The sequence below is a fragment of the Novosphingobium sediminis genome (genome assembly GCF_007991615.1).
Lineage (GTDB): Bacteria > Pseudomonadota > Alphaproteobacteria > Sphingomonadales > Sphingomonadaceae > Novosphingobium > Novosphingobium sediminis.
In genome coordinates, this window is sequence record NZ_BJYR01000017.1 from 35,984 (window position 1) to 62,909 (window position 26,926).

At 64.7% G+C, this 26,926-nt stretch carries 28 protein-coding genes and 1 tRNA gene; 19 read left to right on the plus strand and 10 right to left on the minus strand.

The window, feature by feature from the left end:
* Positions 1 to 9: 9 nt before the first annotated feature.
* On the minus strand, positions 10 to 876 hold the full coding sequence (locus NSE01_RS13115; RefSeq protein ID WP_147160091.1) for a response regulator: 867 nt from the start codon (positions 874 to 876) through the stop codon (positions 10 to 12).
* A gap of 248 nt (positions 877 to 1,124) precedes the next feature.
* Here NSE01_RS13115 and NSE01_RS13120 point away from each other — a divergent pair, with 248 nt between their 5' ends.
* From NSE01_RS13120 to NSE01_RS13130, 3 genes are read left to right on the plus strand one after another with little or no spacing between them, the layout of a single operon-like run.
* Positions 1,125 to 1,370: a histidine kinase dimerization/phospho-acceptor domain-containing protein gene (locus tag NSE01_RS13120; protein WP_147160092.1), complete on the plus strand. Its 246-nt coding sequence runs from the start codon at positions 1,125 to 1,127 to the stop codon at positions 1,368 to 1,370.
* Between the two features lie 17 nt (positions 1,371 to 1,387).
* Positions 1,388 to 1,942, plus strand: coding sequence for a heme NO-binding domain-containing protein (locus tag NSE01_RS13125; protein WP_147160093.1), 555 nt, complete (start codon positions 1,388 to 1,390; stop codon positions 1,940 to 1,942).
* A gap of 6 nt (positions 1,943 to 1,948) precedes the next feature.
* On the plus strand, positions 1,949 to 3,550 hold the full coding sequence (locus NSE01_RS13130) for a response regulator (RefSeq protein WP_147160094.1): 1,602 nt from the start codon (positions 1,949 to 1,951) through the stop codon (positions 3,548 to 3,550).
* On the opposite strand, the gene NSE01_RS13135 is transcribed toward NSE01_RS13130, so the two are convergent.
* The 4 genes from NSE01_RS13135 to NSE01_RS13150 all read right to left on the minus strand — a co-directional run bounded on the left by NSE01_RS13135 (position 3,547) and on the right by NSE01_RS13150 (position 7,871).
* Positions 3,547 to 5,778, minus strand: a complete 2,232-nt coding sequence (locus tag NSE01_RS13135) for a GAF domain-containing protein (RefSeq protein WP_147160095.1) — start codon at positions 5,776 to 5,778, stop codon at positions 3,547 to 3,549. The two genes, NSE01_RS13130 and NSE01_RS13135, sit on opposite strands and share 4 nt — an antisense overlap.
* A 495-nt stretch (positions 5,779 to 6,273) precedes the next feature.
* Positions 6,274 to 6,915, minus strand: coding sequence for a response regulator transcription factor (locus NSE01_RS13140; RefSeq protein ID WP_147160096.1), 642 nt, complete (start codon positions 6,913 to 6,915; stop codon positions 6,274 to 6,276).
* Between the two features lie 192 nt (positions 6,916 to 7,107).
* Positions 7,108 to 7,503, minus strand: a complete 396-nt coding sequence (locus NSE01_RS13145) for a PilZ domain-containing protein (RefSeq protein WP_170233836.1) — start codon at positions 7,501 to 7,503, stop codon at positions 7,108 to 7,110.
* 291 nt (positions 7,504 to 7,794) lie between these two features.
* A tRNA-Arg gene (locus NSE01_RS13150) sits at positions 7,795 to 7,871 on the minus strand.
* Positions 7,872 to 7,946: 75 nt separating this feature from the next.
* Here NSE01_RS13150 and NSE01_RS13155 point away from each other — a divergent pair.
* Together NSE01_RS13155 and NSE01_RS13160 are read left to right on the plus strand one after the other, a co-directional pair.
* Positions 7,947 to 8,735: a queuosine precursor transporter gene (locus NSE01_RS13155; RefSeq protein ID WP_147160098.1), complete on the plus strand. Its 789-nt coding sequence runs from the start codon at positions 7,947 to 7,949 to the stop codon at positions 8,733 to 8,735.
* Positions 8,735 to 9,133, plus strand: a complete 399-nt coding sequence (locus tag NSE01_RS13160) for a DUF1761 domain-containing protein (protein WP_147160099.1) — start codon at positions 8,735 to 8,737, stop codon at positions 9,131 to 9,133. Before NSE01_RS13155 ends, NSE01_RS13160 begins: the two co-directional genes overlap by 1 nt.
* A gap of 85 nt (positions 9,134 to 9,218) precedes the next feature.
* Here the strand turns inward: NSE01_RS13160 and NSE01_RS13165 are convergent, their stop codons facing one another.
* A complete protein-coding gene (locus tag NSE01_RS13165; protein ID WP_147160100.1) occupies positions 9,219 to 9,443 on the minus strand; it encodes a PspC domain-containing protein in 225 nt (74 codons plus the stop codon).
* Positions 9,440 to 9,586: a hypothetical protein gene (locus tag NSE01_RS21325; RefSeq protein ID WP_170233837.1), complete on the minus strand. Its 147-nt coding sequence runs from the start codon at positions 9,584 to 9,586 to the stop codon at positions 9,440 to 9,442. Before NSE01_RS21325 ends, NSE01_RS13165 begins: the two co-directional genes overlap by 4 nt.
* Between NSE01_RS21325 and NSE01_RS13170 the strand changes: the two genes are divergently transcribed.
* The 7 genes from NSE01_RS13170 to rbfA all read left to right on the plus strand — a co-directional run bounded on the left by NSE01_RS13170 (position 9,585) and on the right by rbfA (position 16,520).
* Positions 9,585 to 9,926 carry a hypothetical protein gene (locus tag NSE01_RS13170; RefSeq protein ID WP_147160101.1) on the plus strand — a complete coding sequence of 114 codons (342 nt, stop codon included), beginning with the start codon at positions 9,585 to 9,587 and terminating at the stop codon, positions 9,924 to 9,926. The genes NSE01_RS21325 and NSE01_RS13170 overlap by 2 nt on opposite strands.
* Positions 9,923 to 10,483, plus strand: coding sequence for a ribosome maturation protein RimP (gene rimP, locus NSE01_RS13175; RefSeq protein WP_147160102.1), 561 nt, complete (start codon positions 9,923 to 9,925; stop codon positions 10,481 to 10,483). The genes NSE01_RS13170 and rimP overlap by 4 nt, the downstream gene beginning before the upstream one ends.
* Before the next feature lie 3 nt (positions 10,484 to 10,486).
* Positions 10,487 to 12,130, plus strand: a complete 1,644-nt coding sequence (nusA, locus tag NSE01_RS13180; protein ID WP_147160103.1) for a transcription termination factor NusA — start codon at positions 10,487 to 10,489, stop codon at positions 12,128 to 12,130.
* Positions 12,111 to 12,851 carry a DUF448 domain-containing protein gene (locus tag NSE01_RS13185; protein WP_147160104.1) on the plus strand — a complete coding sequence of 247 codons (741 nt, stop codon included), beginning with the start codon at positions 12,111 to 12,113 and terminating at the stop codon, positions 12,849 to 12,851. The genes nusA and NSE01_RS13185 overlap by 20 nt, the downstream gene beginning before the upstream one ends.
* 5 nt (positions 12,852 to 12,856) lie before the next feature.
* Positions 12,857 to 15,448, plus strand: coding sequence for a translation initiation factor IF-2 (gene infB / locus NSE01_RS13190; protein ID WP_174812047.1), 2,592 nt, complete (start codon positions 12,857 to 12,859; stop codon positions 15,446 to 15,448).
* A 126-nt stretch (positions 15,449 to 15,574) separates the two neighbouring features.
* Entirely contained in the window at positions 15,575 to 16,111 is a 537-nt protein-coding gene (locus tag NSE01_RS13195) for a DUF1697 domain-containing protein (RefSeq protein WP_147160106.1), read from the plus strand.
* Between the two features lie 13 nt (positions 16,112 to 16,124).
* Positions 16,125 to 16,520, plus strand: a complete 396-nt coding sequence (rbfA, locus tag NSE01_RS13200; RefSeq protein ID WP_147160107.1) for a 30S ribosome-binding factor RbfA — start codon at positions 16,125 to 16,127, stop codon at positions 16,518 to 16,520.
* Here the strand turns inward: rbfA and NSE01_RS13205 are convergent.
* Positions 16,517 to 17,101, minus strand: coding sequence for a YceI family protein (locus tag NSE01_RS13205; RefSeq protein ID WP_170233838.1), 585 nt, complete (start codon positions 17,099 to 17,101; stop codon positions 16,517 to 16,519). The genes rbfA and NSE01_RS13205 overlap by 4 nt on opposite strands.
* 194 nt (positions 17,102 to 17,295) lie before the next feature.
* Here NSE01_RS13205 and NSE01_RS13210 point away from each other — a divergent pair, with 194 nt between their 5' ends.
* The 7 genes from NSE01_RS13210 to NSE01_RS13240 all read left to right on the plus strand — a co-directional run bounded on the left by NSE01_RS13210 (position 17,296) and on the right by NSE01_RS13240 (position 25,225).
* A complete protein-coding gene (locus NSE01_RS13210; protein ID WP_147160109.1) occupies positions 17,296 to 17,862 on the plus strand; it encodes a GNAT family N-acetyltransferase in 567 nt (188 codons plus the stop codon).
* Positions 17,859 to 18,560: a site-2 protease family protein gene (locus NSE01_RS13215; protein ID WP_147160110.1), complete on the plus strand. Its 702-nt coding sequence runs from the start codon at positions 17,859 to 17,861 to the stop codon at positions 18,558 to 18,560. Before NSE01_RS13210 ends, NSE01_RS13215 begins: the two co-directional genes overlap by 4 nt.
* A gap of 10 nt (positions 18,561 to 18,570) precedes the next feature.
* Positions 18,571 to 19,470 carry a tRNA pseudouridine(55) synthase TruB gene (gene truB / locus NSE01_RS13220; RefSeq protein WP_147160122.1) on the plus strand — a complete coding sequence of 300 codons (900 nt, stop codon included), beginning with the start codon at positions 18,571 to 18,573 and terminating at the stop codon, positions 19,468 to 19,470.
* Positions 19,471 to 19,475: 5 nt separating this feature from the next.
* Entirely contained in the window at positions 19,476 to 19,745 is a 270-nt protein-coding gene (gene rpsO / locus NSE01_RS13225; protein WP_147160111.1) for a 30S ribosomal protein S15, read from the plus strand.
* Positions 19,746 to 19,913: 168 nt separating this feature from the next.
* Positions 19,914 to 22,217 carry a polyribonucleotide nucleotidyltransferase gene (gene pnp / locus NSE01_RS13230; protein WP_147160112.1) on the plus strand — a complete coding sequence of 768 codons (2,304 nt, stop codon included), beginning with the start codon at positions 19,914 to 19,916 and terminating at the stop codon, positions 22,215 to 22,217.
* A gap of 117 nt (positions 22,218 to 22,334) precedes the next feature.
* A complete protein-coding gene (locus NSE01_RS13235) occupies positions 22,335 to 24,470 on the plus strand; it encodes a PA5441 family protein (RefSeq protein ID WP_147160113.1) in 2,136 nt (711 codons plus the stop codon).
* A complete protein-coding gene (locus NSE01_RS13240) occupies positions 24,467 to 25,225 on the plus strand; it encodes a DUF3142 domain-containing protein (protein WP_246135204.1) in 759 nt (252 codons plus the stop codon). Before NSE01_RS13235 ends, NSE01_RS13240 begins: the two co-directional genes overlap by 4 nt.
* Here NSE01_RS13240 and NSE01_RS13245 read toward each other — a convergent pair.
* Positions 25,182 to 26,369 (minus strand): GGDEF domain-containing protein, encoded by a 1,188-nt coding sequence (locus NSE01_RS13245; protein ID WP_246135205.1) that lies wholly within the window; start codon positions 26,367 to 26,369, stop codon positions 25,182 to 25,184. The two genes, NSE01_RS13240 and NSE01_RS13245, sit on opposite strands and share 44 nt — an antisense overlap.
* Positions 26,370 to 26,463: 94 nt before the next feature.
* Positions 26,464 to 26,926, minus strand: a 463-nt coding sequence (locus NSE01_RS13250; RefSeq protein WP_218033276.1) for a GcrA family cell cycle regulator, incomplete at its 5' end; no start/stop codon positions are given.

Genomic DNA, 26,926 nt, shown 5'->3' on the forward strand with positions numbered 1-26,926 from the left:
GCTGTCGGCTCAGACGCCGACGCGGTCTCTCAGATAGGTCAGGTACTGGCGCATCGCTTCCATCGCCTCGTCATTGATGGCGAGGAGATCGCGGCGGCGGTCGAGCGGATCGGACCAGCGGCGAATCAGGCCCATGTCGACGAGGCTGCGAATCTGGCGCAGCGCGGTGCTCATCGGCACGCCGGCGGCCTGGCAGACGCTGGAGACCGGCACGGTTTTCTGCTCTAGCCGCGCCGAGGTGAGATCGAGCAGGATGTCCCACATCGGATCCGAGAATAGCGCCGGATTGAGAAACTGACCGCGCTGTTCGCGCATGCGCACGAGCTTGCGGGTGATCTTGAGCAATTCGGTATCGTCCACCGGTGCCAGCGGGGCGGCGACGGCAGACGCCGGCTGACCGGCTTCGCTGACGGGTCCGCGCAAGCTGGCGCTGAGCGCGGCGAGCGAGCGTTCGCCGCACAGGCGCAGCCACTTGCGCATGGCGCGGCGCAGCGCGGCTGCAAGATCATCACGCGAGACGGGTTTGGTCAGAAAATCCGCAGCTTCGTTGCGCATGGCGGCGACGGCAACGTCGATGCTGCCGAATCCGGTGATGACCAGTGTGACAAGCGGGCGCTGGGTGGCAAAGCGGGAGGAGAGCTCGTCGAGCAGAGACAGGCCGGTCATGCCGGGCATCTGCACATCGGTCACCACGATGCCGATGGTTTCGTCCTCGGCAATCGTGCGCAGGGCGGACGCCGCATCGAGAGCAAAGCCGCACTGGTATCCGAGGAGGTGCGCTGCTTCCACGACCTCTTCGGCCGTCGCCCGGTCGTCATCGACGACCAGGATCCGGCACTGTGCATTGTCTCGCTCTGAAATCGCCTTCGCGTTCATGACCCTGTGATATATATCGCTTGTGCCGGAGAATTACATCCGCTTTGGGATTTGTTCCCGTCAAAGTTGCGCATGTCCAATGCAATCGTATCAATCAACGTCTGATTGGTGCCAATGTGGCACCGATCCGAATCGATTGGCTCACGGTAAATGCCTAGGACTACCGAGAAACTACCGTATATGCTTAGTATTCGATTGAGCGATGCGAGCAGAGGTAAGCGGCGGGATCTTTGGGGGCATGAACAAGAATGGCAATTGAGAACGTTTCCAGAGTTGCGGACTGCCTGCATGAGCTGCGTCAGCCGCTCAATGTCATCGGGCTTGCCACCGGCAACCTGCGTTCGGCGCTGTGCCCCGGCCTCTCGCGCGAGCAGGCCGATTACCTGACTGCGAAGCTCGACCGCATTGACGAGCAGGTTGCCCGGGTCGCCTCGCTTGCCGAACAGATGGCGGAAGCGGCGAATGCTGCGGCCCCGGCTTCGCGCCAGACCTGAAGCGGAGCGCTGATACCATGTATGGAATGGCTCACCGCGCGCTTCGCCAGATGATGCATGACCGGCTCGGCGCGTCGACGTGGACGAAGGTCGAGCGGGAGACGGGCACGGGCCCGGCCGATCTCATCAGCCTGTGCGTCTACGACGATTCCAAGACCATTGCGCTCATCTCGGCTTCGGCTGCCCACCTCGGGCTGCCGGTGGAGGAAGCGCTGCGCGATTTCGGGCGCTACTGGGTGCGCTATGCCGAGCTCAGTTCTTTTGGTCCGATCATGGACTTCACCGGGCAGGATCTCGTCACTTTCATCAACAACCTCGATCGGATGCACCGTTCGGTCGTGCTGGCCATGCCCGATGCGCGGGTGCCCTCCTTCACGCTGCTCGACGAGACGCGCCAGCGCCTGCTGGTGCGCTATCGTTCTGAGCGGACGGGTCTGGAAGCGTTCGTGATCGGCCTGCTCGAAGGGCTGATGGACCGGCTGAACGAGACCGGCACCGTTCACGTCGCTGAGCGCACCGAGAATGCGGCTGGAACGGTGATCGACTTCGCGATCGAGCTCGACAGGACCTGAGCGGCGATGAAACCGGCCGTCACCATCCGTGAGTCGCAACTTGGGGCGCTGTTTCGCGCCTATATCAAGGTGGATGCGGCGCTAGTGGTAATGACGGTGGGGCCGTTCTACCTCAACCGGGATACGGCCGTGGTGCCCGGCGCGTCGATCGCGGAACTGTTCTCGTTGCGGCAAGACCGCGACGACGAGATCGCCACGCCGCTTGAAACCGCGATTCCGGCGATGGCCGATACGCCCGAGCGGCTCGAGTTGTTCTGCAAGCGCAAGAACATCCGCCTTGCCGGGATCGTCTTCTCGACCGACGACGGATACCTGCTGGCGCTCAACATCGTGCCCGAGGACTTCATCATCGAAGGGCAGGGGCTGCACATCTCCGACTTTTCGCAGATCGATGCCTCGGTCCCCGCGCTGACCCTGATCGGGATGCAGCGCGCGCTGCTGGCCGAGGCGCGGCAGGCAGCAATCGACCTCGCCAATGCGCAATCCGAGGCGCTTGAACTGCTGGACCGCACGCAGCGCCTTGGGCGCTACATCGTTCATGACCTGACCAATTACCTCTCGATCATCCGTCTCAACGTCGCCAATCTGGCGCGGTCGGGCGGCAGCGCCGAGACCAGCCGGGCCGCGATCGAGGCGGCGACGCGTCATGTGGGCGACCTCGTGCTTTCGCTGGAGCGGTTGACCGGCCACCGCGACGTGGAGGCAACTCCGATCCCGCTCGATCAGACGATCCGCTCGAACCTGGCCTTTCTTGCCGCGGCGCTGCCATCGGACTTCACGCTCGATTTCATCGGCGGCGCGGGGCAGGCGGCTGTCAGGGTCGGCCGGACGGAACTGGTCACGATGCTGACCAACGTGATCGTGCATGCCCGCGGCGCAATGCCGGATGGCGGATCGATAACGATATCCACCTATCGCTCGGACGTGGGGCCAGATGCGGACGCACCTGTCTCGGAGGGCGGCTGGATCGTCATCAAGGTGATCCACGATGGTCCGGCGATGGACGAGCAAACCGTGCGGCTCATGCTCGATCCGCAGGCGCTGGCGCGGCCCGATGGCGCGGATTTTCCGCTGCGTTCGGCCCGCACCTGGGCACGCTCGATCGGCGGGGATGCGCGGATCACAGCGCTGCCGACGGGCACCGACATCTGCATCCATCTCCCGATTGCCGGTGAGGCCGGAGCGGAAGAACCGCACATCGCGCCGGTCGCCGCCGTTGCAAGGCCGCGTGTGGTGCGGACTGCGCGGGTGCTGGTGGTTGAGGATGAGGTCCATGCGCTTGATGCGGTGGTCGAGATCCTGCGCATGGAAGGCTATGTCGCAACGCCCGCGCTCAATGCTGCCGAGGCGATCGAGGCGCTTTCGGGCAGTGAATTCGATATCCTGCTGACCGATGTCGTGATGCCTGAGCGCAGCGGTGTCGAGCTTGCCCATGAAGTCGAGGCACAAAATCCGAGCATCGGGATCATCCTGATGAGCGGCTATTTCCCCGACGAAAGCCTGCTCAAGCCGCACTGGCACATGCTGCGCAAACCGCTGGATCTCAGCCTGCTTTCGCAGACGCTGGCAGCAAGCCACGCCAAGCGCGCTGATATCACCGCGAGCTAGGCGGCCTTAGTAGCAGCCAGCGCGCTTTGCAGCTGGCCGATCAGTGTATCGACCGAAAACGGCTTTTCGAGCAGCGGCCATGCCAGATCGGATTCGGCGTGGCGGGCAGCATTGCCAGACATCACGATCACGCGCATCTGCGGATCCTTGAGCGCAGCCTGGCGGGCCAGCACGGTGCCATCCTCGCCATTGTCGAGCAGCAGATCGCAGATCAGCACATCGAACTTATGGCGGGAAAGCGCGTCCAGCGCCTCGCGCGAGGTGGTGAACCCGGTCGGCTTGTGGCCGGCAAGGCTGAGCGTCTCGACCATCCCGCTGAGCAGATCGGGTTCGTTATCGACGATCAGGACGCGCAGCTTGGCAGGCTTGGGCGCGGGGAGGGCGACCGGACGGCGGCTGCCCGCATCGGCAAGGCCGCTGCTTGCAGGAAGGACGATCTGGATCGTGGTCCCTTCGGGGCTGCTGCTGAGCACACGGGCGGTGCCCCCGTGGTGCACGGCGAAGCCGAGCACGGCCGAAAGGCCGAGGCCCGTGCCCTTGTTGGGCCCCTTGGTGGAGAAGAACGGCTCGAAGGCATGTTCGCGCACGTCTTCCGTCATGCCGGAGCCGGTATCGGCCGCTTCGATGATCACCAGCGGGACGCGGCGCAGGCCGGCGGGCAGGCCTTCACGGCTGGGGCAGCCTTCCGGCGCATCGCTGAGCCAGGTGCGCAGGGTCAGCACGCCGTGCTCACCCATCGCATCACGCGCGTTGATCGCGAGGTTGACCAGTGCGTTGTTGAACCCGGCGGGGTCGATCTCCACCGGCAGCGGCGTATCCCACAGCTGCGCCTGCACATCGATGCCCGGGCCGACCGCGGCACGGATCAACGAGATGAGCCGCATCGTCAGGTTGTTGACGTCGGCCACTTCGGGAATGCCGCGCGGATGGCGCGCGATGCCGAGCAGCGATCGGGTGATATCGACGCCGCGAAGTGCCGCTTGCGCGATCAAGCCAAAGCGATCGCGCGCGGCATCGCTCTCCGCCTCGCGCCCACCGATTTGCGCGTGCGTCGCAATGATGCCGAGGATATTGTTGAAATCATGAGACAGTTCGCCTGAGATCTGGCCGATCAACTCCATCTTGCGACTGTTGAGGAGTTCTGTCTTGGCCTCGATCATCACGAGACCCTGCGCGAGGCTGACGCTCATTTCCTCGAGGATGCGGACCTCATCATCGGCAAAGGCGCCCGCCTCGTCGGAATAGAGCGTAAGCGTGCCGAATGCGTTGCCATCGTGCAGCAGCGGGAAGGCGGCGATGGCCTGAAAGCCTTGGCGCAGGGCCGCTTCACGCCAGGGCGCAAGCTCGGGATCTTCCGCGACGGAGTGGCACACCGAGACCTCGCCATCACGCATGGCCCGCGCGGTCGGGCCCTGGCCCAAGACCGGATCGTTCGGGCGGATATCCAGCGCGGTAATGTAGTCTGCATGCGTTGCCGCATGGGCGGTGACGCGGATCTTGGCGATAGGCCCCATCTCCCTGAGCCCGATCCATGCGGCGGCGTAGCCATCGCCTTCGATGAGGCTCTGGCAGACGAGCTTGTGCAGCTCCGAGCGGGACTGTGCCTGCGAAATGGCCGCGTTGACCAGCGCGAGTGCGCGCAGCGCACGGCGATTGCGGGCGATGCTGGCGTGGTAGCGCCGCTCTTCGGTCACGTCGGTGGCAAAGCCGATCCAGTATCCGGTGCGCCTGCCCTTGAGTTCGTGCGGGTGGAACTTGACGTGCATGATGCGCTCTTCGCCCGATGCGGTGCTCATGCGAAATTCGCTGCGAAAGGTCTCCAGCCCGGCCTGACCCGCCCTGATCTCGCGCCGCACACGCTGGCGATCATCGGCATGGACTGCATCGAGCCGCGACTCAGCGGCCTGAAACAGGGTGAGTGCGTCGTGGCCCCAGACCTGCTCGTAAGTGGCGGTGGCGAAGGCAGTCTCGCCCGATGGATAGGCTTCGATCCAGATGATCTGCTCGATCGCATTGGCCGCGATCCGCGCGACATCAAGCTGTGCGAGCAACTCGGCGCGCACCACCACCAGATGGACGGCTGTCCAAACGAGAAGGACGAAAGCGAGCGCAATCAAAGCTAAAGCCGGCATGGCGATGGTGGCGCGCAATTCGGCAATGACCAGAATAGCCGCCAACGCGGCTGCAATCGGCGGAGCCGCCCGCGCATCAATGCGCCTGTCCGACATCGTCCCCACGCCCCTTTTTGCCGCGCTGACGCCCGGCGTATGTTATTACGGACCGGAGAACCCGGTTCAGGCGCCTTGCCCCCCGACACGACGACCATGCCATCAAGATACGCGTGTTGGGTTTGTACCGCAAACCTCTGTTATGTGTTAATCCGTATGGGAGTATAGGGCCGGAACAGACGGGGAACTCGTCTGTTCCGGCACCGAGGTCGTGACCGGAAGACACAATCGTCCGCTCGCAACGGAACCGATCGGGACGGGCGGCGTCCGGCAAGGGGCAGCCCGGTGTCAGATCACTGACGGAGACATGTCGACCCGGACATGGAAATGGCCGGGCGCCGCTCTTCTCTTCTTGGCGCGCAATAATTTGGGACGATTGCGCGCAAACCTTCAGCAGGTAACCCTGTGCGACCCGAAGGTGTTAACCATATTCATTTGCCAAACCGGGGCGTAGCGATGCACGGCATCGCTCAATCCGCCGTCTGGGTACACCGATCAGGCGTAGGCGTGGCTCATTGCGAATGCTTCGCCCGCCGGGTGGAATTCACCCGAGCTCAGCGCGATCACGATGGCCTGTGCGGTGTTGCGCACATTGAGCTTCGAAAGCACGTTGCGGCGATGGATGTCGACGGTGCGCGGGCTGATCGCGAGCTTGGCGGCGATCCGTTCGGTGGTGCAGCCGTTGATGACGTCGCCCAGCACCTGGCGTTCGCGCGAGGTGAGCATGGCGACCTTTTCCTTGGCGCGACCGCCGAGCGCCTTGGCCGGCTGGTTGCGGCGCAGATCGTCTTCAGCGCGGTGAATGGCGCGGTCAAGCAGGCCCGGCTCCGACGGCCACACGATGAAGTCCGAAGCACCTTCCCGGATCGCTGCGACGGCCTTCTCGAATCCGGCGTTGCATGAGAATTCGACCTTCGCCGAAACGGGTGCGCGATCAGCACGATACTTGTCGATCAGGGCGCGGCAGGGCGATTCATGGCGCACCATGAAGACGACACCGCGATCGATGCGGGCAGGGAGTTCGCCGACATCGTTGAACACGACGCTGCGAATGCCCAGCGAGCTCAGATTGTGCGAGATTTCGGCTCGCAGATGAACGCTGTCTTCAATGACATAAACTACTGTTCTATCGTTCATTTTTCTCGACCCGTGCAGAATTTCACTAGTCCAGCTTGCCTACTTGGACGGTCGTGGATTCGCTATCGATAACGGTGCCATTGCGGCAGCGAGTTCGATAAAAATGCTACCAGATGAGATTGAAACGACCATTTTGGTTGTAAGTGTTTTCCCGGAGGCAACGCCACATTCCGGGGAATCCGTCTGCTCGTCTCAAACGCGGCGCAGCAGCGCAACATCGGGGCGCCGATCGTTCACGCGGTGCTTGGACTTCACTTCCCAGCTGGCATTGCGCTCAGCAAGTCCGCGTAAGCGTTGCAGGGTATCCAGCATGATTGCGAGATTGATCGGCTCCTCGAACTCCACGCCGAAGACCTGATCGTCAACCCAGCGCACAATTGCGGTGACATAGCGGTTGTCGGGCAAATGGATCTCAGCAACTTCGCCGATGACGGGCGGCAGACCCTTGCACGTGCCGCACAGGCCGCGCGCAGAGATGTTGCGGATGACGATCTCGAACGGGGCCAGGCGCTCGGTCTGCATATGGCCGCGCAGCAGGCGGCGCTCGCGAGGTTCGCGCGGTTGTTGAGGCAGAACGTCGTGCTTCAAGGTTCGCTCCATGAGGCTCTAGCGCAAAGTTGGGAACGGATGGCGTGGTGGGGGTTTACCAGCGCGTGGCCGGGGTGGCCGGCGAAGCGGCGCTGTTCGGGCAATACGCGGCATCAACGACGTGACGTTCAGTCGGCATGGCTTTCCCCCATCGAATGGGAGGAAGCTAGGCTGGAGGTGTTAACGCGCGTTTGGAAGGCGAGTAACCAAATAGACTGAGTTGGCCGAAAAAAGTGCCGGGCGTGCTCCAATGGGCAAGTGGCAAGTCGCTGGCGGCATGGGGGGAGAGGATGGCGCGCCCTGCAGGATTCGAACCTGCGGCCACCGGCTTAGAAGGCTGGTGCTCTATCCAGCTGAGCTAAGGGCGCGCACTGAAGTTACCTCTGGGCGTGCCTCATAAGGCCGCTTTGCGATGGGCGCAAATCACGATAGCAACACGGCCCATGAACACACACCACATCCCGCGCATCGAAGGCAGCGCTGGCGCGCGCCGCCATTTCCGGTTCTTCGACTATCTGATGGCGGCCTTCGTCGCGATCCTGCTGCTTTCGAACCTGATCGGCGCGGCGAAGCTGACCACGGTGTGGGGCTACACTTTCGGCGCGGGCATCCTGTTCTTCCCGGTCTCCTATGTGCTGGGCGACGTGCTCACCGAAGTCTACGGCTATGCGCACGCGCGGCGCTGCGTGTGGGTCGGCTTTTTCGCGCTGCTGTTCATGGCGTTCATGAGCTTTGTCGTCGTCGCGATGCCGCCGTCGGATGGCTGGGGCTGCGCTTCAAGCGGCGATCCCCGCTTTGCCGAAGTCGTGGCGAAAACGTCGGCCGGGGCAGTGTGCCAGACGACCTATGATTCGGTGTTCGGCAGCACATGGCGCATCGTCATCGCCTCCGTGGTTGCATTCTGGGCGGGCGAATTCGTAAATTCGTTCGTGCTTGCGCGGATGAAGGTGTGGACCGGGGGCAAGTACCTGTTCACCCGCACCTGGGGATCGACGATCTTCGGGCAGGCGGTGGACAGCGCGCTGTTCTATCCCATCGCCTTCCTTGGCACCTGGACCACGGCGGACGTGATCCATGTGATGTGGACGAACTGGGCGCTCAAGGTGCTGTGGGAAATCGTGCTGACGCCGGTGACGTACGCAGTGGTCGGCTTCCTCAAGCGGCAGGAAGGCGTCGACGTGTTCGATACGGATATCGACTTCTCGCCCTTCGCGGGCGCCGAAGACGCCTGATGATCTATATTGTCCTCAACGGCGGCGCCATTCTGGCGGCAACCGCCTTGGGGCTGCTGCTGGGGCTCGTCTGGCAGGTGCTGTTCGATCGCGGGCGGATCGGCGGGCCTGGTATCGCCGGAACCTTGCTGCTCGCCTTCGTGGCGGAGGCGTGGCTCTGCGCGATACTCGCCGGGGCGCTGATCCTTGCGCCGCCCAAGGGCAGCGTGTGGACGATGACGATCGGCAGCGCTTTCGTGATCTGGCTGGGCTTCGTGGTGCCGAGCCTCGCCGCGTCCTACCGCATGCGCTCGTTGCCTGTGCGGTCTGCGCTGGTTGATTGTGGATACTGGCTTGTGGTGATGCTGGCGCAGGCTGTCGTGCTGCGACTGATCGGGCTGGTGCCACCACCGGTCTGAGCGACCCCGGATGCTGCAAGGCCCTCCCCGGGGTGCGGGAAGGGCCTTGATGGAGGATGCGGGCTGAGAGTCGGGGCCGAGCGGCTCAATCGGCGATCAATCCGATGGCGAGGTAGATCAGGATCAGCGAGCCGAAGCCGACCAGCGTGCCGATGACCCAGGCCACACGGACCAGCGTGACATCAAGCCCGAAGTAATCGGCGATCCCGGCGCTGACGCCCATGATCTTGCCGCGCTGCTTGTTGAGACGGAAGCCCTGGCGAGGGCTGGGCGAGTGGACCCCATGGTCCTCGAAGCGCAGGTCGCTCATGCCGAGTACACCGAGCTGACGGTTGCGGTGTGGAGCGGGCTCTGCGTGGGGGCGGTGATGGCAGCGCCGACCATGGCAAAGGTGAGTGCGATCGCGGCGGCTGCGCTGAAGATCGGGGCGGTGAAACTGCGGATAGTGGTCATGGTAATGTTCCCTTCTGTGCTTCGAGTGTGGCGCCGTCCAGTTGGCCCGGCGTATGCCAAGAGCGTTGCATGGGGCGTGCCAATTGCGGAAAATGGCGGAATTCCGCGCTTTCAGATTTCGGGCTTAGTTGCTTTTGCTTATCTAGATGCCAAAGTGTGGGAAATTTCACCGACTTTCAGGAACCGACTATCGAGCAATCTTGGTGCTTGCCTTTTATGGGCCATCAGCCTAGGGGCGTTGCATCCCGACATTGTGAAGGCAAAGTCTGGGCTGGCGCCGAAAGGGGCCGGCACCAAACCCGCTGCTTTTGCTGTGTTGGACCTACTGGAGCACGCATGAACGATATCGCACGGATTACCGAGATCGCCGGAGAAGAGGCTGCCAGCCTCGGCTTCGATCTCGTGCGCGTGCGCTATTTCAAGGGTGGCGAGATCGGCGATGAGGAGCACACGCTCCAGATCATGGCCGAGCGGCCCGAGACCGGCCAGCTGGTAATCGAAGATTGCGCCGCGCTTTCGCACCGTTTTTCCGACCGCATCGATGCGCTGGAAGAAGCAGGCGAAGTGCTGATCGAGGACGCCTACCGGCTCGAGGTCAGCTCGCCGGGAATCGACCGCCCGCTGACCCGCGCGAAGGACTTCGCGGCGTGGACCGGGCATGAGGCGCGGATCGAGCTGACCGAGCTGCAGGACGGGCGCAAGCGCTTCCGGGGCGACCTCGTCGGCTTCGATGCCGCGCAAGAGATGATTTCGATCAACGACGATGGCGTGGTATACGAAGTACCATTCAGCCTCGTCGCCAATGCCAAGCTTATCCTCACCGATAAGCTGATTGCCGCTTCCCGTCCGCTGGATGTCAGCGGCGTGGACGACCTAGTTGAGGAACAGGAAGACTAAGCCATGGCCAGTGCGATTTCCGCCAACCGTGCCGAGCTGCTCGCGATTGCGAACTCCGTCGCGACCGAGAAGATGATCGACAAGTCCATCGTCATCGAGGCGATGGAAGAAGCGATCCAGAAGTCGGCGCGCAACCGCTATGGCGCCGAGAACGACATCCGCGCGAAGCTCGATCCGCGCACCGGCGATCTGCGTCTGTGGCGCGTGGTCGAGGTGGTGGAAGAGGTCGAGGACTACTTCAAGCAGGTCGACCTCAAGGCGGCCGAAAAGCTGCAGCCGGGTTCGAAGGTCGGCGATTTCCTCGTTGATCCGCTGCCGGCGGTGGAACTGGGGCGCATCGACGCGCAGTCTGCCAAGCAGGTGATCTTCCAGAAGGTCCGTGATGCCGAGCGTGATCGTCAGTACGAAGAATTCAAGGACCGCGCCGGCGAAGTGATCACCGGCGTGATCAAGTCGGTCGAATTCGGCCACGTGATCGTCAACCTCGGCCGCGCCGAAGGCGTGATCCGCCGCGACCAGCAGATCCCGCGCGAAGTGCCGCGCGTGGGCGAGCGTGTGCGGGCGTGGATCATGAAGGTGGAGCGCCAGAACCGCGGTCCGCAGATCTTCCTCAGCCGCGCACACCCTGAATTCATGAAGAAGCTGTTCGCGCAGGAAGTGCCTGAAATCTACGATGGCATCATCGAGATCAAGGCCGCTGCCCGCGATCCGGGTTCGCGCGCCAAGATCGGCGTGATCAGCCGCGACAGCAGCATCGATCCCGTCGGCGCCTGCGTCGGCATGAAGGGCAGCCGCGTGCAGGCCGTCGTGCAGGAACTGCAGGGCGAGAAGATCGACATCATCCCGTGGAGCGAGGACACCGCGACGTTCGTGGTCAACGCGCTCCAGCCCGCCACCGTCAGCCGCGTGGTGATCGACGAGGAAGAGAGCCGCATCGAAGTCGTCGTGCCCGATGACCAGCTCTCGCTCGCCATCGGTCGCCGCGGGCAGAACGTGCGTCTGGCTTCGTCGCTGACGGGTTCGGCCATCGACATCATGACCGAGGCAGAAGCATCGGAGAAGCGCCAGAAGGAATTCGCCGAGCGCTCGAAGATGTTCGAGGAAGAGCTCGACGTGGACGAGACGCTTTCGCAGCTGCTGGTCGCCGAAGGCTTCAGCGAACTGGAAGAAGTCGCCTACATCGATATCGCCGAACTGGCGGCCATCGAAGGCTTCGACGAGGAACTGGGCCAGGAACTGCAGAGCCGTGCGCTCGAGGCGCTGGAGCGCCGCGAGGAAGCACAGCGCGAAGAGCGCCGTGGTCTTGGAGTCGAGGACGATCTGGCCGAACTGCCGCACCTGACCGAGGCCATGCTGGTCACGCTGGGCAAGGCGGGCATCAAGACGCTCGACGATCTGGCGGACCTTGCCACCGACGAACTCATCGCGAAGAAGCGCGGGGGCGAACAGCGCCGCCGCAACAACAACGCGAACGAGACCCGCCGCGACCGCGAGCGCGCCGAGCGCGCCGAGGACAAGGGCGGCGTGCTGGGCGAATATGGCCTGAGCGAAGAGCAGGGCAACGAGATCATCATGGCCGCGCGTGCGCACTGGTTCGAGGACGAGCCAGCAGCTGAGGAGGCCGCCCATGCGGAATCCTCACAATGAGCCGCTAAGCTCCGACATCTCTGGCGGCAAACCGGCCGGGACTTCCGCAAATGAGGCCCAGCCGGAGCGCAAATGCGTGCTGTCCGGGCGCCTTGACGCGCGCGGTGAGCTCGTGCGGCTGGCACTTTCGCCTGACGGCGATGTTTTGCCCGATGCCTTGGCGCGTGCGCCGGGGCGGGGCGCGTGGATCGGCGTCAACGAGGCGGACCTTGCGGCTGCGGTCGCGAACGGCAAGCTGCGCGGTGCGCTGGCGCGGGCCTTCAAAGGTGCGCCGCTGACCATTCCGGCCGACCTTGCCGAAAAGACGCGCGCCGCGCTGACCCGTGCGCTGCTCGACCGGCTCGGCATCGAACTGCGCGCTGGCAACATGGTGCTCGGCACGGAAAAGATCGCGCAGGCCGCGCGAAGCGGTGCAGTGACATGGCTCGCCCATGCCTGTGATGCGGGAACTGACGGTCCGAACAAGCTTGCCCAGGCCTGGCGCGTGGGCGAGGAAGCGGAAGGGTCCGGCCTCAAAGGCACGATCTTGCCGCTGGACCGCGCGGCGCTGTCTGTGGCATTGGGCCGCGACAACGTGGTTCATCTGGCGCTGATCGATGCCGCCGCGGCCCAACGGGTCGGGGTGCCGCTGCAGCGCCTGCTCCATTTTCTCGGGTCTGATGAAGACTTGACCGCAGCTGCTCCGGCAGTGTGCGACTCTATTGATACGAAGGGTGTGTGAATTCGATGAGCGATGACAAGAAGCCGACGCTCGGCCGCAGGCCGCTGGGCCTGAAAACTTCGGTCGAGGCGGGCGAGGTCAAGCAGACCTTCAGCCACGGGCGGACCAACAAGGTTGTCGTCGAGGTCAAGCGGCGCAAGCTGATGCCGCGCACCCCGGGTGAAGCCGCCGCCGCGCCTGCCGAAGCGCCCGTCGCTGCCGCGCCCGTCGCGCCCGCGCCGCAGCCGGTCCGCGCGCCCGCTCCGCCGCCACCACCGCCCGCCGCCTCGCGCGAAACGCGGCAGGAAATGCAGACCCGCCTGCTGCGCGAGGCCGAGGAGGCCCGCCTTCAGGCGCTCGAAGCCGCCAATCGCCGCGAGCAGGAAGAGCGCCTGCGCGCCATCGAGGAAGCGCGCCGCGCTGCCGAAGCGCGCAAGGCCGGTGAAGCCGCCGAAGCGGCTGCGCCTGCCGAAGCGCCCGCTGCTGCTCCGGTCGAGGCACCTGCTGCCGAAGCTCCGGCTCCGGCCCCGGCTCCGGTTGAAGCCCCCGTTGCCGCCGCGCCTGCCGCACCTGCCGAAGCCGAAGCGCCCGCCGCTGCGGCCGAGCCTGCTGCTGCCCCCGCGCCGCGCCGCTTCACCCCGGTTGTCGCGCCCAAGCGGCCCGAACCGCCGGCCAAGAAGCCCGCACATGCCCCGCGTGACAAGGGCGCGGGCGACCGCCGTCAGGCCGGCAAGCTCACCGTCACCCGTGCGCTCAACGAAGACGAGGGTGCCCGCGCCCGCAGCCTCGCCGCGCTGAAGCGTGCCCGCGAGAAGGAGCGCCGTGCGCACTTCGCCGGGCAGTCGCAGCCGCGCGAAAAGCAGGTCCGCGATGTCGTGGTGCCCGAGGCGATCACGGTGCAGGACCTCGCTAACCGTATGGCCGAAAAGGCTGCGGACCTGGTGAAGGCGCTGTTCAAGATGGGCATGATGGTCACCATCAACCAGACCATCGACCAGGACACTGCCGAGCTGCTCGTCACTGAATTCGGCCACAATATCAAGCGTGTGTCGGAATCGGATGTCGATATCGATACGGCCGCCGACGTCGACGTCGAGGAATCGCTGCAGCCGCGTGCCCCCGTCGTTACGATCATGGGCCACGTCGATCATGGCAAGACCAGCCTGCTCGACGCGCTGCGCGGCACCGATGTGGTGCGCGGCGAGGCTGGCGGCATTACGCAGCATATCGGCGCGTATCAGATCAAAACCAAGGGCGGTGACCTGATCACCTTCCTCGACACGCCGGGCCACGAAGCCTTCACCGAAATGCGCCAGCGCGGCGCCAACGTGACGGATATCGTCATTCTGGTGGTTGCGGCGGATGACGGGCTGATGCCGCAGACGATCGAGGCGATCAACCACACCAAGGCGGCCGGCGTGCCGATGATCGTGGCGATTACCAAGGCGGACAAGCACGAAGCGAATCCGCAGAAGATCCGCGAGCGCCTGCTCGAACACGAGATCGTGGTCGAGGAAATGTCCGGCGACGTGCAGGATGTCGAGGTTTCGGCCAAGACCGGGCAGGGCATGGACGAGCTGATCGAGAAGATCTTGATCCAGGCCGAACTGCTCGAACTGCGCGCCAATCCGGACCGTGCGGCAGAAGCTACCGTGATCGAGGCCAAGCTCGACAAGGGCAAGGGTCCGCTCGCAACCGTGCTGGTCAATCGCGGCACGCTCAAGGTGGGTGACATTCTCGTCGTCGGCACCCAGTCGGGCCGCGTTCGCGCGATGCACGATGACAAGGGCCGCCAGATCAAGGAAGCGCCGCCTTCGTTGCCGGTCGAAGTGCTCGGCCTTGGCGGCGTACCGATGGCGGGTGATACGCTGACCGTGGTGGAAAACGAGGCGCGCGCCCGCGAGGTCGCTGCATACCGCCAGGAACGTGCGACCGCAAAGCGCACCGCGCAGGCACCGACGAGCCTCGAGAATATGTTCTCGGCGCTTGCGGCCAAGCAGGCTGTCATCGAATACCCGGTGGTGGTGAAGGCCGACGTGCAGGGTTCGACCGAGGCGATCATCAATGCGCTGAACCGCATCTCGACCGACGAGATCAAGGTGCGCATCCTCGCTTCGGGCGTGGGCGCGATTACCGAAAGCGACGTCAACCTCGCGCAGGCGAGCGGCGCGCCGATCATCGGCTTCAACGTCCGTCCGAACGCGAAGGCGCGCGAACTGGTCGAGCGCTTCAAGGTGCGGATGAAGTACTTCGACGTGATCTACCAGCTCACGGACGATGTCCGCCTGGAGATGGCTGGCCAGCTCGGGCCGGAACGGATCGAAACCGTCGTCGGCCGCGCCGAGGTCAAGGAAGTGTTCCCCGCCGGCAAGCGCGACAAGGCTGCAGGCCTGCTCGTGGTGGAGGGCTTCATCCGCAAGGGTATCAATGCTCGCCTTACGCGCAACGATGTCATCATTTCGCAGACGCTCATCCACTCGCTGCGCCGCTTCAAGGACGACGTTCCGGAAGTGCGTGCGGGCCTCGAATGCGGCGTGGTGCTGGCCGATACGAACGACGTGAAGCCGGGCGACCAGCTCGAAGTCTTCGAGGTCGAGGAGCGCGTGCGCACGCTGTGAGTATTCCCCTCCCGTTTGCGGGAGGGGGTAGGGGTGGGCGCGTGGCCGCGAGGCCACGTTGTTCCATACCGTGACGTTGCAAACCCACCCCCGACTCCTCCCGCAGGCGGGAGGGGGGAGAATTGAATGCCTCGCTACGTCGCTCTCCTCGGCTCCATCAACGTTGGCGGAAACCGGCTGACGATGGCGGAGCTTCGCGCTGCGTTCGAGAGCGAGGGGCTGGCGAATATCGAAACAGTGGTCGCCAGCGGCAATGTGCTGTTCGACCATGACGAGCGGCCTACACAGGGGCTCGAGGAAAAGCTGGAACGCCTTGTGCGGGCCAAGTTCGATATGCGCAGCTTCGTCGCCGTTCGCAGCGCGCAAGAAGTGCGCAGCGCGGTGGAAGACAATCCTTTCACCGGGCACGGGGCGGACGCCGAAGTCCACACCGTGTTTCTCGATGGCGAAGTCGATCCGGCGCAGTTTCGTGTTCTGGTGGAGGATCAGGCCGGGCGCGGACCCGAACGGCTCGCAATCGGCCCCCGCGCGCTTTATATTGACTACGTCGGCGGTGTTGCGGCGAGCAGGTTGACGGGGGCGTTCCTCGAACGGCGGCTCGGGCGGCGCGGTACGGCGCGCAACGTGCGCTCGCTGGCGCGCATTCTCGCGAAGATGGGCTAAGGACAGACGTATCATGGCCAAGCAGCCTGCATCCCCGGAGACCCGCTCGGTCCGCCTGCTCAAGGTGGGCGAACAGGTGCGCCATATCCTGTCCGAACTGCTGATGCGGCAGGAAGTGCATGACGATGTGCTGACCGCGCATTCGGTCTCGGTGACCGAAGTGCGCATGTCGCCCGATCTGCGCCACGCGACTGCCTATATCAAGCCGCTGCTTGGCGCGAACGAGGAGGCGGTGCTGAAGGCGCTACGGACGAATACCGCGTTCTTCCAGAAGGAAGTGGCGCAGCGCTTGCGCCTGAAATATGCCGCCAAGGTGAAGTTCCTAGCGGACGAAAGCTTTGACGTTGCGAGCCATATCGATGCGCTGCTGTCCGATCCGCGCGTGGCGCGCGATATCGATCAGGATTAACCGGGAACCATCCGCGCGCGGATGGTGACCTTGACCATCGAGCCGATGATGAAGGGATAGGCCGTCATCCCGAACTGGCGGCGGTCAATCTCGCCGGTTCCGACAATCGAGATGGGCTGCGTGCCGCCGGTGGAAAATGGCGGGACCGAGAAGGTCACTGCCAGCTTGATCGGCCGGGTGACCCCGCGCGCGGTGATATCGCCTTCGACATCGGCGGTCTTGTCTCCCGTCATCTTGATGCGCCGTCCGACGAAGCGCACCGTGGGATAGTGGGCGGCATCGAAGAAGCTTTTTCCTTTCAGCGTTTTGGCCTGCGAATCTCCGGTCGTGAGCGTGCGCGCGTCGATATCGACGACCATGTCGAGCGCTTCGAGATCGGAGAAGGAGAGGTTGAACGTGCCGGACATGTCAGGGAAGCTCGCCGTCTTGCTGGCAATGCCGAAGAAGGCGACCTTGGCATCGACCCGGCTCGCGCTGCGGTCGACGACATAGCGCAGGTCGCCGGCCATGGCTGCTGCCGGAAACACCACCAGCACGAGCGCAGCAAACAGCGAAAGCAGGCGGGAATAGGGAGAGGACATGCCGATCCTTCTTGCTGGCATCATCTGAACGGACGGTGACGGAAAGGACAACGGATGGGACACCCCGTTCATTCCCGGACTTTTTCGTGCGGCTTTGGTCCAGCCAGCGCTTGGCTTTCGCGGTGCAATGCCTATGTCACCGGAACGATGACAAGCCTCCCTTTCCGCCACTCCCCGCGCCGGGCGACTGCCCGATGAGCATTGCCGCGCTCTATGTTCCGCTTGAGGAAGGCAATCTGCGCATCGAGCCGCTGCGCGAGGAGCATCGCGAGGCCCTTCGCGCGGCTTGTGCCCAGGACAGCGACATCTGGGCGATCTATCCGTTCTGCTATGTCGGCGAGCATTTCGATCCGCAGTTCGACAGCCTGCTGGCAGGACCGCCGGGGCGCTGCGTTTATGTCGTGATGCTGGAAGGCGTGGTTGTGGGGATGACGGCGTGGATCGCGTTCGGCGATCCGGCGTGGTCGATCGAGATCGGCAACAGCTTCATCCTGCCTTCCTTGCGCAGCACCGGCTTCAATGGGCGGCTGAAGCGCCTGATGATCGACCATGTCTTCGCGTGCGGCCTCGAGCGCGTGGTGTTCAAGGTCGACGTGATCAACACCCGCAGCCGCGCCGCCGTGCGTAAGCTCGGCGCGGTCGAGGAAGGCATCATGCGCCGCGAGCGCAAGACGTGGAACGGGCGCGTGCGCGATACCGTGATCTATGGCTTGCTGCGCGAGGACTGGCTGGCTCAAGGTGATCCGGCGGCGCGCCCGTGAACGGCACGCTCTATCTGGTCGCCACGCTGGTTGTGCCGATGGTGTTCGCCATCGTGTTTCACGAGATCGCGCATGGCTGGGCCGCGCGCTTGCTCGGCGATCCGACGGCGTACGAGCTTGGACGGCTGAGCCTCAACCCGCTGCGCCATGTCGATCCGATGGGCACGCTGATCCTGCCGGGTATGCTCAAGTTGCTGGGGTTGCCGGTGTTCGGCTGGGCCAAGCCGGTGCCGGTCAGCTACATGCGGCTGCGCAATCCCAAGCGCGACATGGCGTTTGTCGCGGCGGCGGGGCCGCTGACCAATTTCGTGCTCGCAGCGCTGTCGGCGATCGCTTTCGGGCTCCTGCTGCGCGGTGCAGATCCGCAGGCGGCGCCGGGGGCGGGCACGCTGTTTGTGGCGGATAACCTCAAGAACTTCATCGCGATCAACGTGTTCCTTGGCACCTTCAACCTCCTGCCGCTGCCGCCGTTCGATGGTTCGCGCATCGTGCGCGGGCTCTCTCCGGCGGCGGGTGTGCGGCTGCTCGACCGGATCGAGCCGCTCGGCATCCCGCTGTTCATGTTCGTGTTCATCGTGCTGCCCTGGGCCTTTCCGGGGCTCCATATCGTCGACCGCGTGGTTGGTCCGCCGATGGAATGGATGCTCTCGCAGTTCGAGCATATCGTGATGCTGGTGGCCGGGCCCGAGCTCGATTGAGCGCCTGATGATGGTCAATGGCTGGATCATTCTCGACAAGCCGCACGGGCTTGGCTCGACGCAGGCCGTGGGGGCGGTGAAACGCAACCTGCGGGAGGCGGGGTACGGCAAGGTCAAGGTCGGCCATGGCGGGACGCTTGATCCGCTGGCGACCGGCATCCTGCCCATCGCGATCGGTGAGGCAACCAAGTTGGCCGGGCGGATGCTCGATGCGAGCAAGGAATATGCCTTTACCGTGCGCTTCGGCGCGGAGACGGATACGCTCGATCTTGAGGGCAAAGTCATCGCCACCAGCGAAGTCCTGCCTGCTCTGGCCGATGTGGAAGCCGTGCTGCCGCGCTTCAGCGGGCCGATCGAGCAGGTGCCGCCGGCCTTTTCCGCGATCATGGTCGATGGGGCGCGGGCCTATGATCTGGCGCGGGCAGGGGAGGATGTCGTCCTGAAGTCCCGCGCCGTGACGATCCATAGCCTGCAGATCATGGCGGCTGCTGAGGAGGAAGTGACGCTCGTCGCCCACGTCTCAAAGGGCACCTATATTCGCAGCCTTGCCCGCGACATCGCCCATGCGCTCGGCACAGTTGGCCACGTCACCATGCTGCGCCGCCTGCGTGCGGGTCCGTTCGGCGCATCCCAAGCGATTTCACTGGACAAATTGAACGATGTGGGTAAGGGCGCACCCCTTGAACACATACTCTTGCCGCTGGAGGCAGGGCTGGTCGACATCCCGGCTCTTGATCTCACGCCCGAGCAGGCAAGGGCGGTCCGCCAGGGCCGCGTTCTTGACGGGCTGCCCCATAACGACGGGCTTTACTGGGTGCGCAGCGGCAGAACGCCGGTGGCCTTGGTCGAGCTTTCAGGTTCCAGCCTGACCGTTGTTCGAGGGTTCAACCTTCCCGATGTCGCGGAGTAATGAAAATGTCGGTTACCGCTGAAAAGAAGCAGGAAATCATTGCGGACAACGCGCGCGCTGCAAACGACACCGGTTCGCCGGAAGTGCAGGTCGCGATCCTCACGAGCCGCATCCTGACCCTGACCGAGCACTTCAAGGCTCACCACAAGGACAACCATTCGCGCCGCGGGCTGCTGATGATGGTCAACAAGCGGCGCTCGCTGCTGGACTATCTGAAGAAGAAGGATGTGGAGCGCTACAATGCCCTCATCCAGAAGCTCGGTCTGCGCAAGTAACCAAGCAGGAAGCGGCCCCCAAGCGGGCCGCTTTTTGCATTTGGCACCCGCTACGCAATTCGGCGTGCGGGACCCATGGGGGCCAGACAAGTGCCCCGCACCGGACCGGGACGGCACACCCGGCAGCAAACCCCGCACGCAATAGGGCGGCGGGCTGAAGGAAGACACATGTTCGACGTCAAGACAGTATCGCTGGAGTGGGGCGGCAAGACCCTCACTCTGGAAACCGGCCGCATTGCCCGTCAGGCTGACGGCGCGGTCCTCGCCACGTACGGCGAAACGGTTGTGCTCTGCGCGGTGACCGCCGCCAAGAAGGTCAAGGAAGGCCAGGACTTCTTCCCGCTGACCGTGCACTATCAGGAAAAGTTCTCTTCCGCCGGGCGCATCCCGGGCGGCTTCTTCAAGCGCGAACGCGGCGCGACGGAAAAGGAAACGCTGGTTTCCCGTCTGATCGACCGTCCGGTCCGTCCGCTGTTCCCCGAAGGTTTCTACAACGAGATCAACGTCATCGCCCAGGTGCTGAGCTATGACGGCGAGACCGAACCCGATATCGTTGCGATGATCGCGGCTTCGGCTGCGCTGACCATCTCGGGCGTTCCCTTCATGGGCCCGATCGGCGCTGCTCGCGTCGGTTTCAAGGACGGCGAGTACCAGCTCAACCCGTCGATGTCGCAGGTTGCCGAAGGCCGCCTCGATCTCGTCGTCGCCGCCACCGATGCGGCCGTGATGATGGTCGAATCCGAAGCCAAGGAACTGACCGAAGACGAAATGCTCGGCGCGGTCATGTTTGCGCATGACGAGATCCGCAAGGTCGTCGGCGCGATCATCTCGCTCGCCGAGAAGGCCGCCAAGGATCCGTGGGAAATCGACCTCACCGACAACACGGCGGAGATCAAGGCCAAGCTCAAGGCGCTCGTCGGCGCCGATGTGGCTGCTGCCTACAAGCTCACCGACAAGTCGGCACGTTCCAATGCGCTGAACGAAGCGCGTGCCAAGGCCAAGGAAGCCTTCGCCGCTGAAGGCGCACAGACCCAGATGGTCGCGATGAAGACCATGAAGAAGGTCGAGGCGGACATCGTTCGCGGCGCCATCCTCAAGGACGGTACGCGCATCGACGGGCGCACCACCACGCAGGTTCGCCCGATCGAATCGATCGTCGGCTTCCTGCCGCGCACGCATGGCTCGTCGCTGTTCACGCGCGGTGAAACGCAGGCGATTTGCACCACCACGCTGGGCACCAAGGACGCCGAGCAGATGATCGACGGCCTCGATGGCCTGTCGTATCAGCGCTTCATGCTGCACTACAACTTCCCGCCCTACTCGGTCGGTGAAGTGGGCCGCTTCGGCGCGCCAGGCCGCCGCGAGGTTGGTCACGGCAAGCTGGCATGGCGCGCGCTGCACCCGGTGTTGCCGACCAAGGACGAGTTCCCCTACACGATCCGCGTGCTCTCGGACATCACCGAGTCCAACGGTTCCTCGTCGATGGCGACCGTCTGCGGCGGCTGCCTTTCGATGATGGACGCGGGCGTTCCCATCGAGCGTCCGGTTTCGGGCATCGCCATGGGCCTCATCCTTGAAGGCGACGAGTTCGCCGTCCTTTCGGACATCCTGGGCGATGAGGATCACCTCGGCGACATGGACTTCAAGGTGGCTGGCACCAGCGCTGGCATCACCACGATGCAGATGGACATCAAGATCGCGGGCATCACGCGCGAGATCATGGCCAAGGCGCTGCATCAGGCGAGCGAAGGCCGTGCGCACATCCTGAACGAGATGACCAAGGCGCTGGGTTCGGCGCGTACCGAGCTTTCGGCCCACGCTCCGCGTATCGAGTCGATCCAGATCGACAAGTCGAAGATCCGCGAAGTGATCGGCACCGGCGGCAAGGTGATCCGCGAGATCGTCGCCGAAACCGGCGCCAAGGTGGATATCGACGATGAGGGTCTGATCAAGATCAGCTCGTCCGACATCAACCAGATCGAGGCCGCGAAGAAGTGGATCCTCGGCATCGTGGAAGAAGCCGAAGTCGGCAAGATCTATGATGGCAAGGTCGTGAACATCGTCGATTTCGGCGCGTTCGTGAACTTCATGGGTGGCAAGGACGGCCTCGTCCACGTTTCGGAAATGCGCAACGAGCGCGTCGAGAAGCCGACCGATGTCGTCAAGGAAGGCCAGGCCGTGAAGGTCAAGGTCCTCGAGATCGACCAGCGTGGCAAGGTGCGCCTGTCGATGCGCGTCGTCGATCAGGAAACCGGTGCTGAACTGGAGGACACCCGTCCGCCGCGCGAACCGCGTGAACCGCGCGGTGATCGCGGTGATCGCGGCGGTGATCGTCGTGGCCCGGGTGGCCGCGGTGGTGACCGTGGTCCGCGCCGTGACGGTGGTGGCGGTCGTGACCGCGATCGCGGTCCGCGTGGCGGCGGCGAAGGTGGCGGCGATCACATGCCGGCATTCCTCAAGTCGGACGACTGATCGTCTGGCTTGCAGCCAAGTGAAACAGGGGCTCGCGGGAAACCGCGGGCCCTTTTTTCTTGCCTTGGCGCGGGTGGCGGGAGAGCATCAAGACTGTCAAAAGCGGGAGGGAAGACGATGCGGCTGAAGCGCGCCAAGGGTGTGGTCATGGCGGGGCTGCTGGCCTCATCCGGCGCGGCGCTGGCCTGCGCGGATGTCGGCTGCGATCCCACCTGGTCGCTGTTTGGCGGGGCGCAGGCCTGCCATAACCGGGTGGTGATCGCGCCGGGCAACGACAGTCGGGTGAACCTGCTGGCGCTGCTGCGCGATTCAGCGGGGCTGGGCCTCACCGGCGCGGTGGCGGGCGGGGGCGACTACCCCAAGACGGAATATGACGAGACCGGTTTCGGCCACACGTTCCTCGATTGGGGCATGGTGACGCGGGCCTGGGTACCAGCGTTCGATCCTGCTGCCGAACCGCCGGTAGACGCAATCGATGGCCCGTGCGGGGCTTTCCGCGCGGCGACGCCTCAGTTTGCCGACGCGCTTGCGGCCAACCGCACACTTCCGCAGGCCGAGCGAACCGCCCTCACGGCTGCGAGAGCGCAGCTGGTTGCGCGCTGCGCCGATCCCAAGCTGCCCGCCGTGCTGCCCGGCGTGGCAGCGAGCAGCGCGCCCGGGAAGGCGTTCCTTGGCTATCTGGCCGCATCCGATGCGTTCTATGCCTCGCACTACGGCGAGGCGGCGCAGGGCTATGCTGGGCTTGTCGGTGCGGCCGATCCCTGGGTTGCGGAAACCGCGCGCTACATGGTCGCCCGCGCCTGGCTGGGCGAGGCCTTGGTGCACAGCATGGACGAATATGGCTTTTTCGGCGGCCTCAAGGCGGTCGACAAGGCTGCGGCGCAGCGCGGGAAGGCGGCGCTTGCTGACTATCTCAAGGCCTATCCCAAGGGCCGCTATGCCGATTCCGCCAGGGGGTTGGAGCGGCGCGCGATGTGGCTCTCGGGCGATTTTGCGGCACTTGGTGAGCGCTATGAGAGCGTGTTGGCCGCAGCGCCCAAGGAAGGTGAGGCGCTGGTCGATCTCATCAACGAAACGGACGGCAAGTATCTCTCCACTAGTGACAATCCCAATCCGCGCGGTGGTGGACTGTTGTTGCTGGCGGCGGCGGATCTCATGGCCATGCGTGTCGCCAACCCCGATGACCGCTACGACATGGGCGTCGCGGGTTCCCCGCTTGATGCGGATGTGCTGGCCAGCCAGCAGGCGAGCTTCCTGCGCGCACCGCAGCTCTATTCGTTCCTGCAGGCGAACCATGCGTTCTACGTTGCCAAGGACTATGCGCGCGTGCTGCAGTTGATCCCCGACGATGCGAAGCGGGCGAGCTACACCCCGCTCGCGTTCAGCCGGCAGGTTCTGCGCGGGCAGGCGCTGGCGGCGAAGGGCGATCCGAACGAGGCGGGCTTCTGGCTCGAACTGCTGGGCGGGGCAAAGGCGCTCTGGCAGCGGCCCACGGTGGAACTCGCACTCGCCATGAACTGGGAGCGGCATGGTAAGCTGGCGCAAGTCTTCGCGGCCGGATCGCCGATCACCGACCGAATGGTGCGCGATATCCTGCTGACGCATTCCGCTGGTCCGGCGCTGCTGCGCCGCGCTGCGCTGGATGTCGCCAACCCGCAGGAGCAGCGCGATACCGCGCTGTTCACGCTCCTCTACAAGCAACTGAGTCGCGGCGACTATGCGGGGTTTCGCAGCAACCAGTCACTCGCGCGCACCGATGCGCCAACCGACGGGCTGTGGGGCTTTGGCCCCGGAACGATTGCGCCGCTCGGAGTCTTCGCCAAGGGCCGCACTGGCGACGGCGGGTTTGCCTGCCCCGCACTGATCGCCACGGCGGCGACGCTCGCGGCCAATCCGCAGGATGTCCACGCCCGGCTGTGCCTTGGCGAGTTCTGGCGGCTCAATGGTTTCGACGGGTTCACCGCGCTCGATACCGCGCCGCCGAAAGGCCAATTGGGCGGAGCGGCGAACGACTACCCCGGCAAGCCCCTCGCGCGCGGAGCAATCTACGCCTCGGTCATTTCCGATCCGCGCAGCGCGCCGGATGACCGCGCCTATGCGCTATATCGGGCGGTCAATTGCTACGGACCCTCAGGCTACAACAGCTGCGGCGGCGAGGATGTTCCGATCGCGGCGCGCAAAGGCTGGTACGACCGGCTGAGGCGCGAGTTTCCGAAAAGCCGCTGGGCGAAGAAGCTGAAGTATTATTGGTGAAGCAGGGCTGGGCGGCATTGCTGGCGCTGCCGATGCTGGCGGCGTGCCAGCCTGCGGAAGCGCCGCAGCCGGTCGATCCAGCGCGCTTCGACCGGTTTTTCCTCTGGGCGGGAGTGCCGCCGCCACCGGCCGTCGCACAGGCGCGCGAGCTCTATATCCTCGGCGGCGAGATCCGGCGCGGCGGTCCGGTGCGGCTGGTCGCCATGCGGGCAGGGGTGCCGCATGTGGCGCAGGCGAAAGTCTGGCTGACGGTGCGGACCGAGCGGCTCGATTGGGATGCGCGCGTGTGGGGCGACGTCCGCACCATGCTGGCCCGTTGGCGTGGGGCAGGGAACCGGTTGGAAGGGCTGCAGATCGATTTTGACGCCGCGACCCCTGGCCTCGACCGCTACCGCACGTTCCTTGAGCAAGTGCGCCGCGAACTGCCGCCGGGCACGCGGCTTTCGATCACCGGGCTGCTCGATTGGAGCGCGAACGGCGATCCGGCGGAACTCGCGCGGCTTTCGGGCCTTGTCGATGAAGTGGTGATCCAGACGTATCAGGGGCGCACCACGATCCCCGGCTATGCTGCGTGGTTTGCCCATATCGACACGCTGCCGTTCACTCACAAGATCGCGCTGGTTGAGGGCGGGGAGTGGACTGCGCCGGCGGCGCTGGCGCGGGACCGTCGCTTTGCAGGCTATGTCGTCTTCCTGCTTGCTCCGCCCAACGCTAGGCCGCCTTCACCAGCGGGCCGGGATCCTCGCCGGCCCTGAAGATGCGGTTGCGGCCCGATTGCTTGGCCAGATAGAGCGCTTCATCCGCCGCTTTTAGCGCCCCGCTCTTGTCCGGATAGGCAAAGGCATCCGCGATCCCGCCCGAGAAGGTGATCTTGCCGAAGGGTGTATCATTGGCGCGGTTGACAAGGCGCCGCTCGGCAATCTCCGCGCGTGCCGCGTCGAGCTTCTTCCACGCCTTGTCGATCGTGTGGTTGCGCAAGACGATCGCAAACTCCTCGCCGCCGTGGCGCGCCACGAAGCACCGCGCATCGGCGATACGGTTGAGCGTCTCGCTCACGAACTTGAGCACGCGGTCGCCGGCGGGGTGGCCGTGGGTATCGTTGACGCGCTTGAAATGGTCGATATCGACAAAGGCGACGCACAGGCTCTCGCCGGCTTCGCGCGCCTCGCGCATCTCGCGCTCCAGCATGTGATCGAAGGCGCGCCGATTGGGCAGGCCGGTGAGGTGGTCAATGTCCGCAATCCGCCGCGTTTCCTCGAGCGAGGTCTGCAACGCTTGCGCACGGCGTTCGCTGCAGGCGAGCTCGTTTTCGACCGCGATGCTGCGTTCCATCATCGCACGGGTCAGCGCAGCAAGCTCGGTAATCACCACACCAGCGCGGCCGACGCCTTCCAGTTCATCGACATGCTGCCGCAGTGCGCTGCTGTACTCGTTCGTGGCATTGCGCGCGCCGTTGGTGGCCTTGCTGAATTCGTCGAGGCTATCCTCGAGCCTGCCCATCAGCACGGCGAGTGCTTCGCCGTTCTTGTCGTGCGTGCTTTCCCCGCGCTGTTCCTCGATCCAGCCGAGCGTGATCGGCAGGCCCTTTTCGGTGCGTTCGAGGATCGTCTGGGCGAGGCGGGGGGCGCCGCCGGTCACGCATTCATAGGCGACCGTCAGCGTCGTTGGCAGGACTTCGAGTTCGTGGTCGATCAGGAAATCGGCGATCCTGCTGATCATGCGCCGCTTTGCCGGGAGCCATACCTCGCGCGCGGTCAGTTCGCGCGAAACCTGGGATTCCTCGCTCGGCTCATCGGCAGATTCTTCGGCGCCGCCGCTGAACCACTGCCACCAGCGCGACTTGCGCGCGTTCTCGTCTGATGTCTGTTCCCACATGCCATCGAGAACGGCAGCACCCACCCGGGGTTAACCACGGGTGGGTGCAAATGGCACGTGAATCTGCGGTTTTTTGAACCGGATCGGACATGGCTGACCGGTTCGGCCAGCGGCCGCCTTAGCGGACCCGGGGGCCACCGAAGGGCATGGGCGGCGGCGGACGGCGATGACCGCGCGGCAGCTGAGCCTGATAGGCGCGGCCGCAATGCTCGACGCAATAGGGGAAGCCGGGGTTCACCTTGTCACCGCAGAAGTGGAAGTCCGGTTCGCCCGGGTGGCCCATCGGCCAGCGGCAGATGCGGTCGTTGAGGTCGAGCAGGCCGGTCTTGTCCGCAACTTCCTGGCTGGGACGCGCGGGCACGAGGCGGCGCGGCGGAGCGGGGGGGATCGGTGCCTGCTGATCACCGGGGCCCTGACGCAAGAAGCCGCCGGGGCCGACCGAGACGATACGCGGCTGCGGCGGCGCGGGGGGCGCGTCGCTGGCAGGAGCAGGCGATGCAGCCACGGGCGCAGGCGCGGCTTCGACAGGCGCAGCGGGCGCGCGCGGCGCCGGCGGCGGGCTGGCAGGAGCGGCAGGCGCC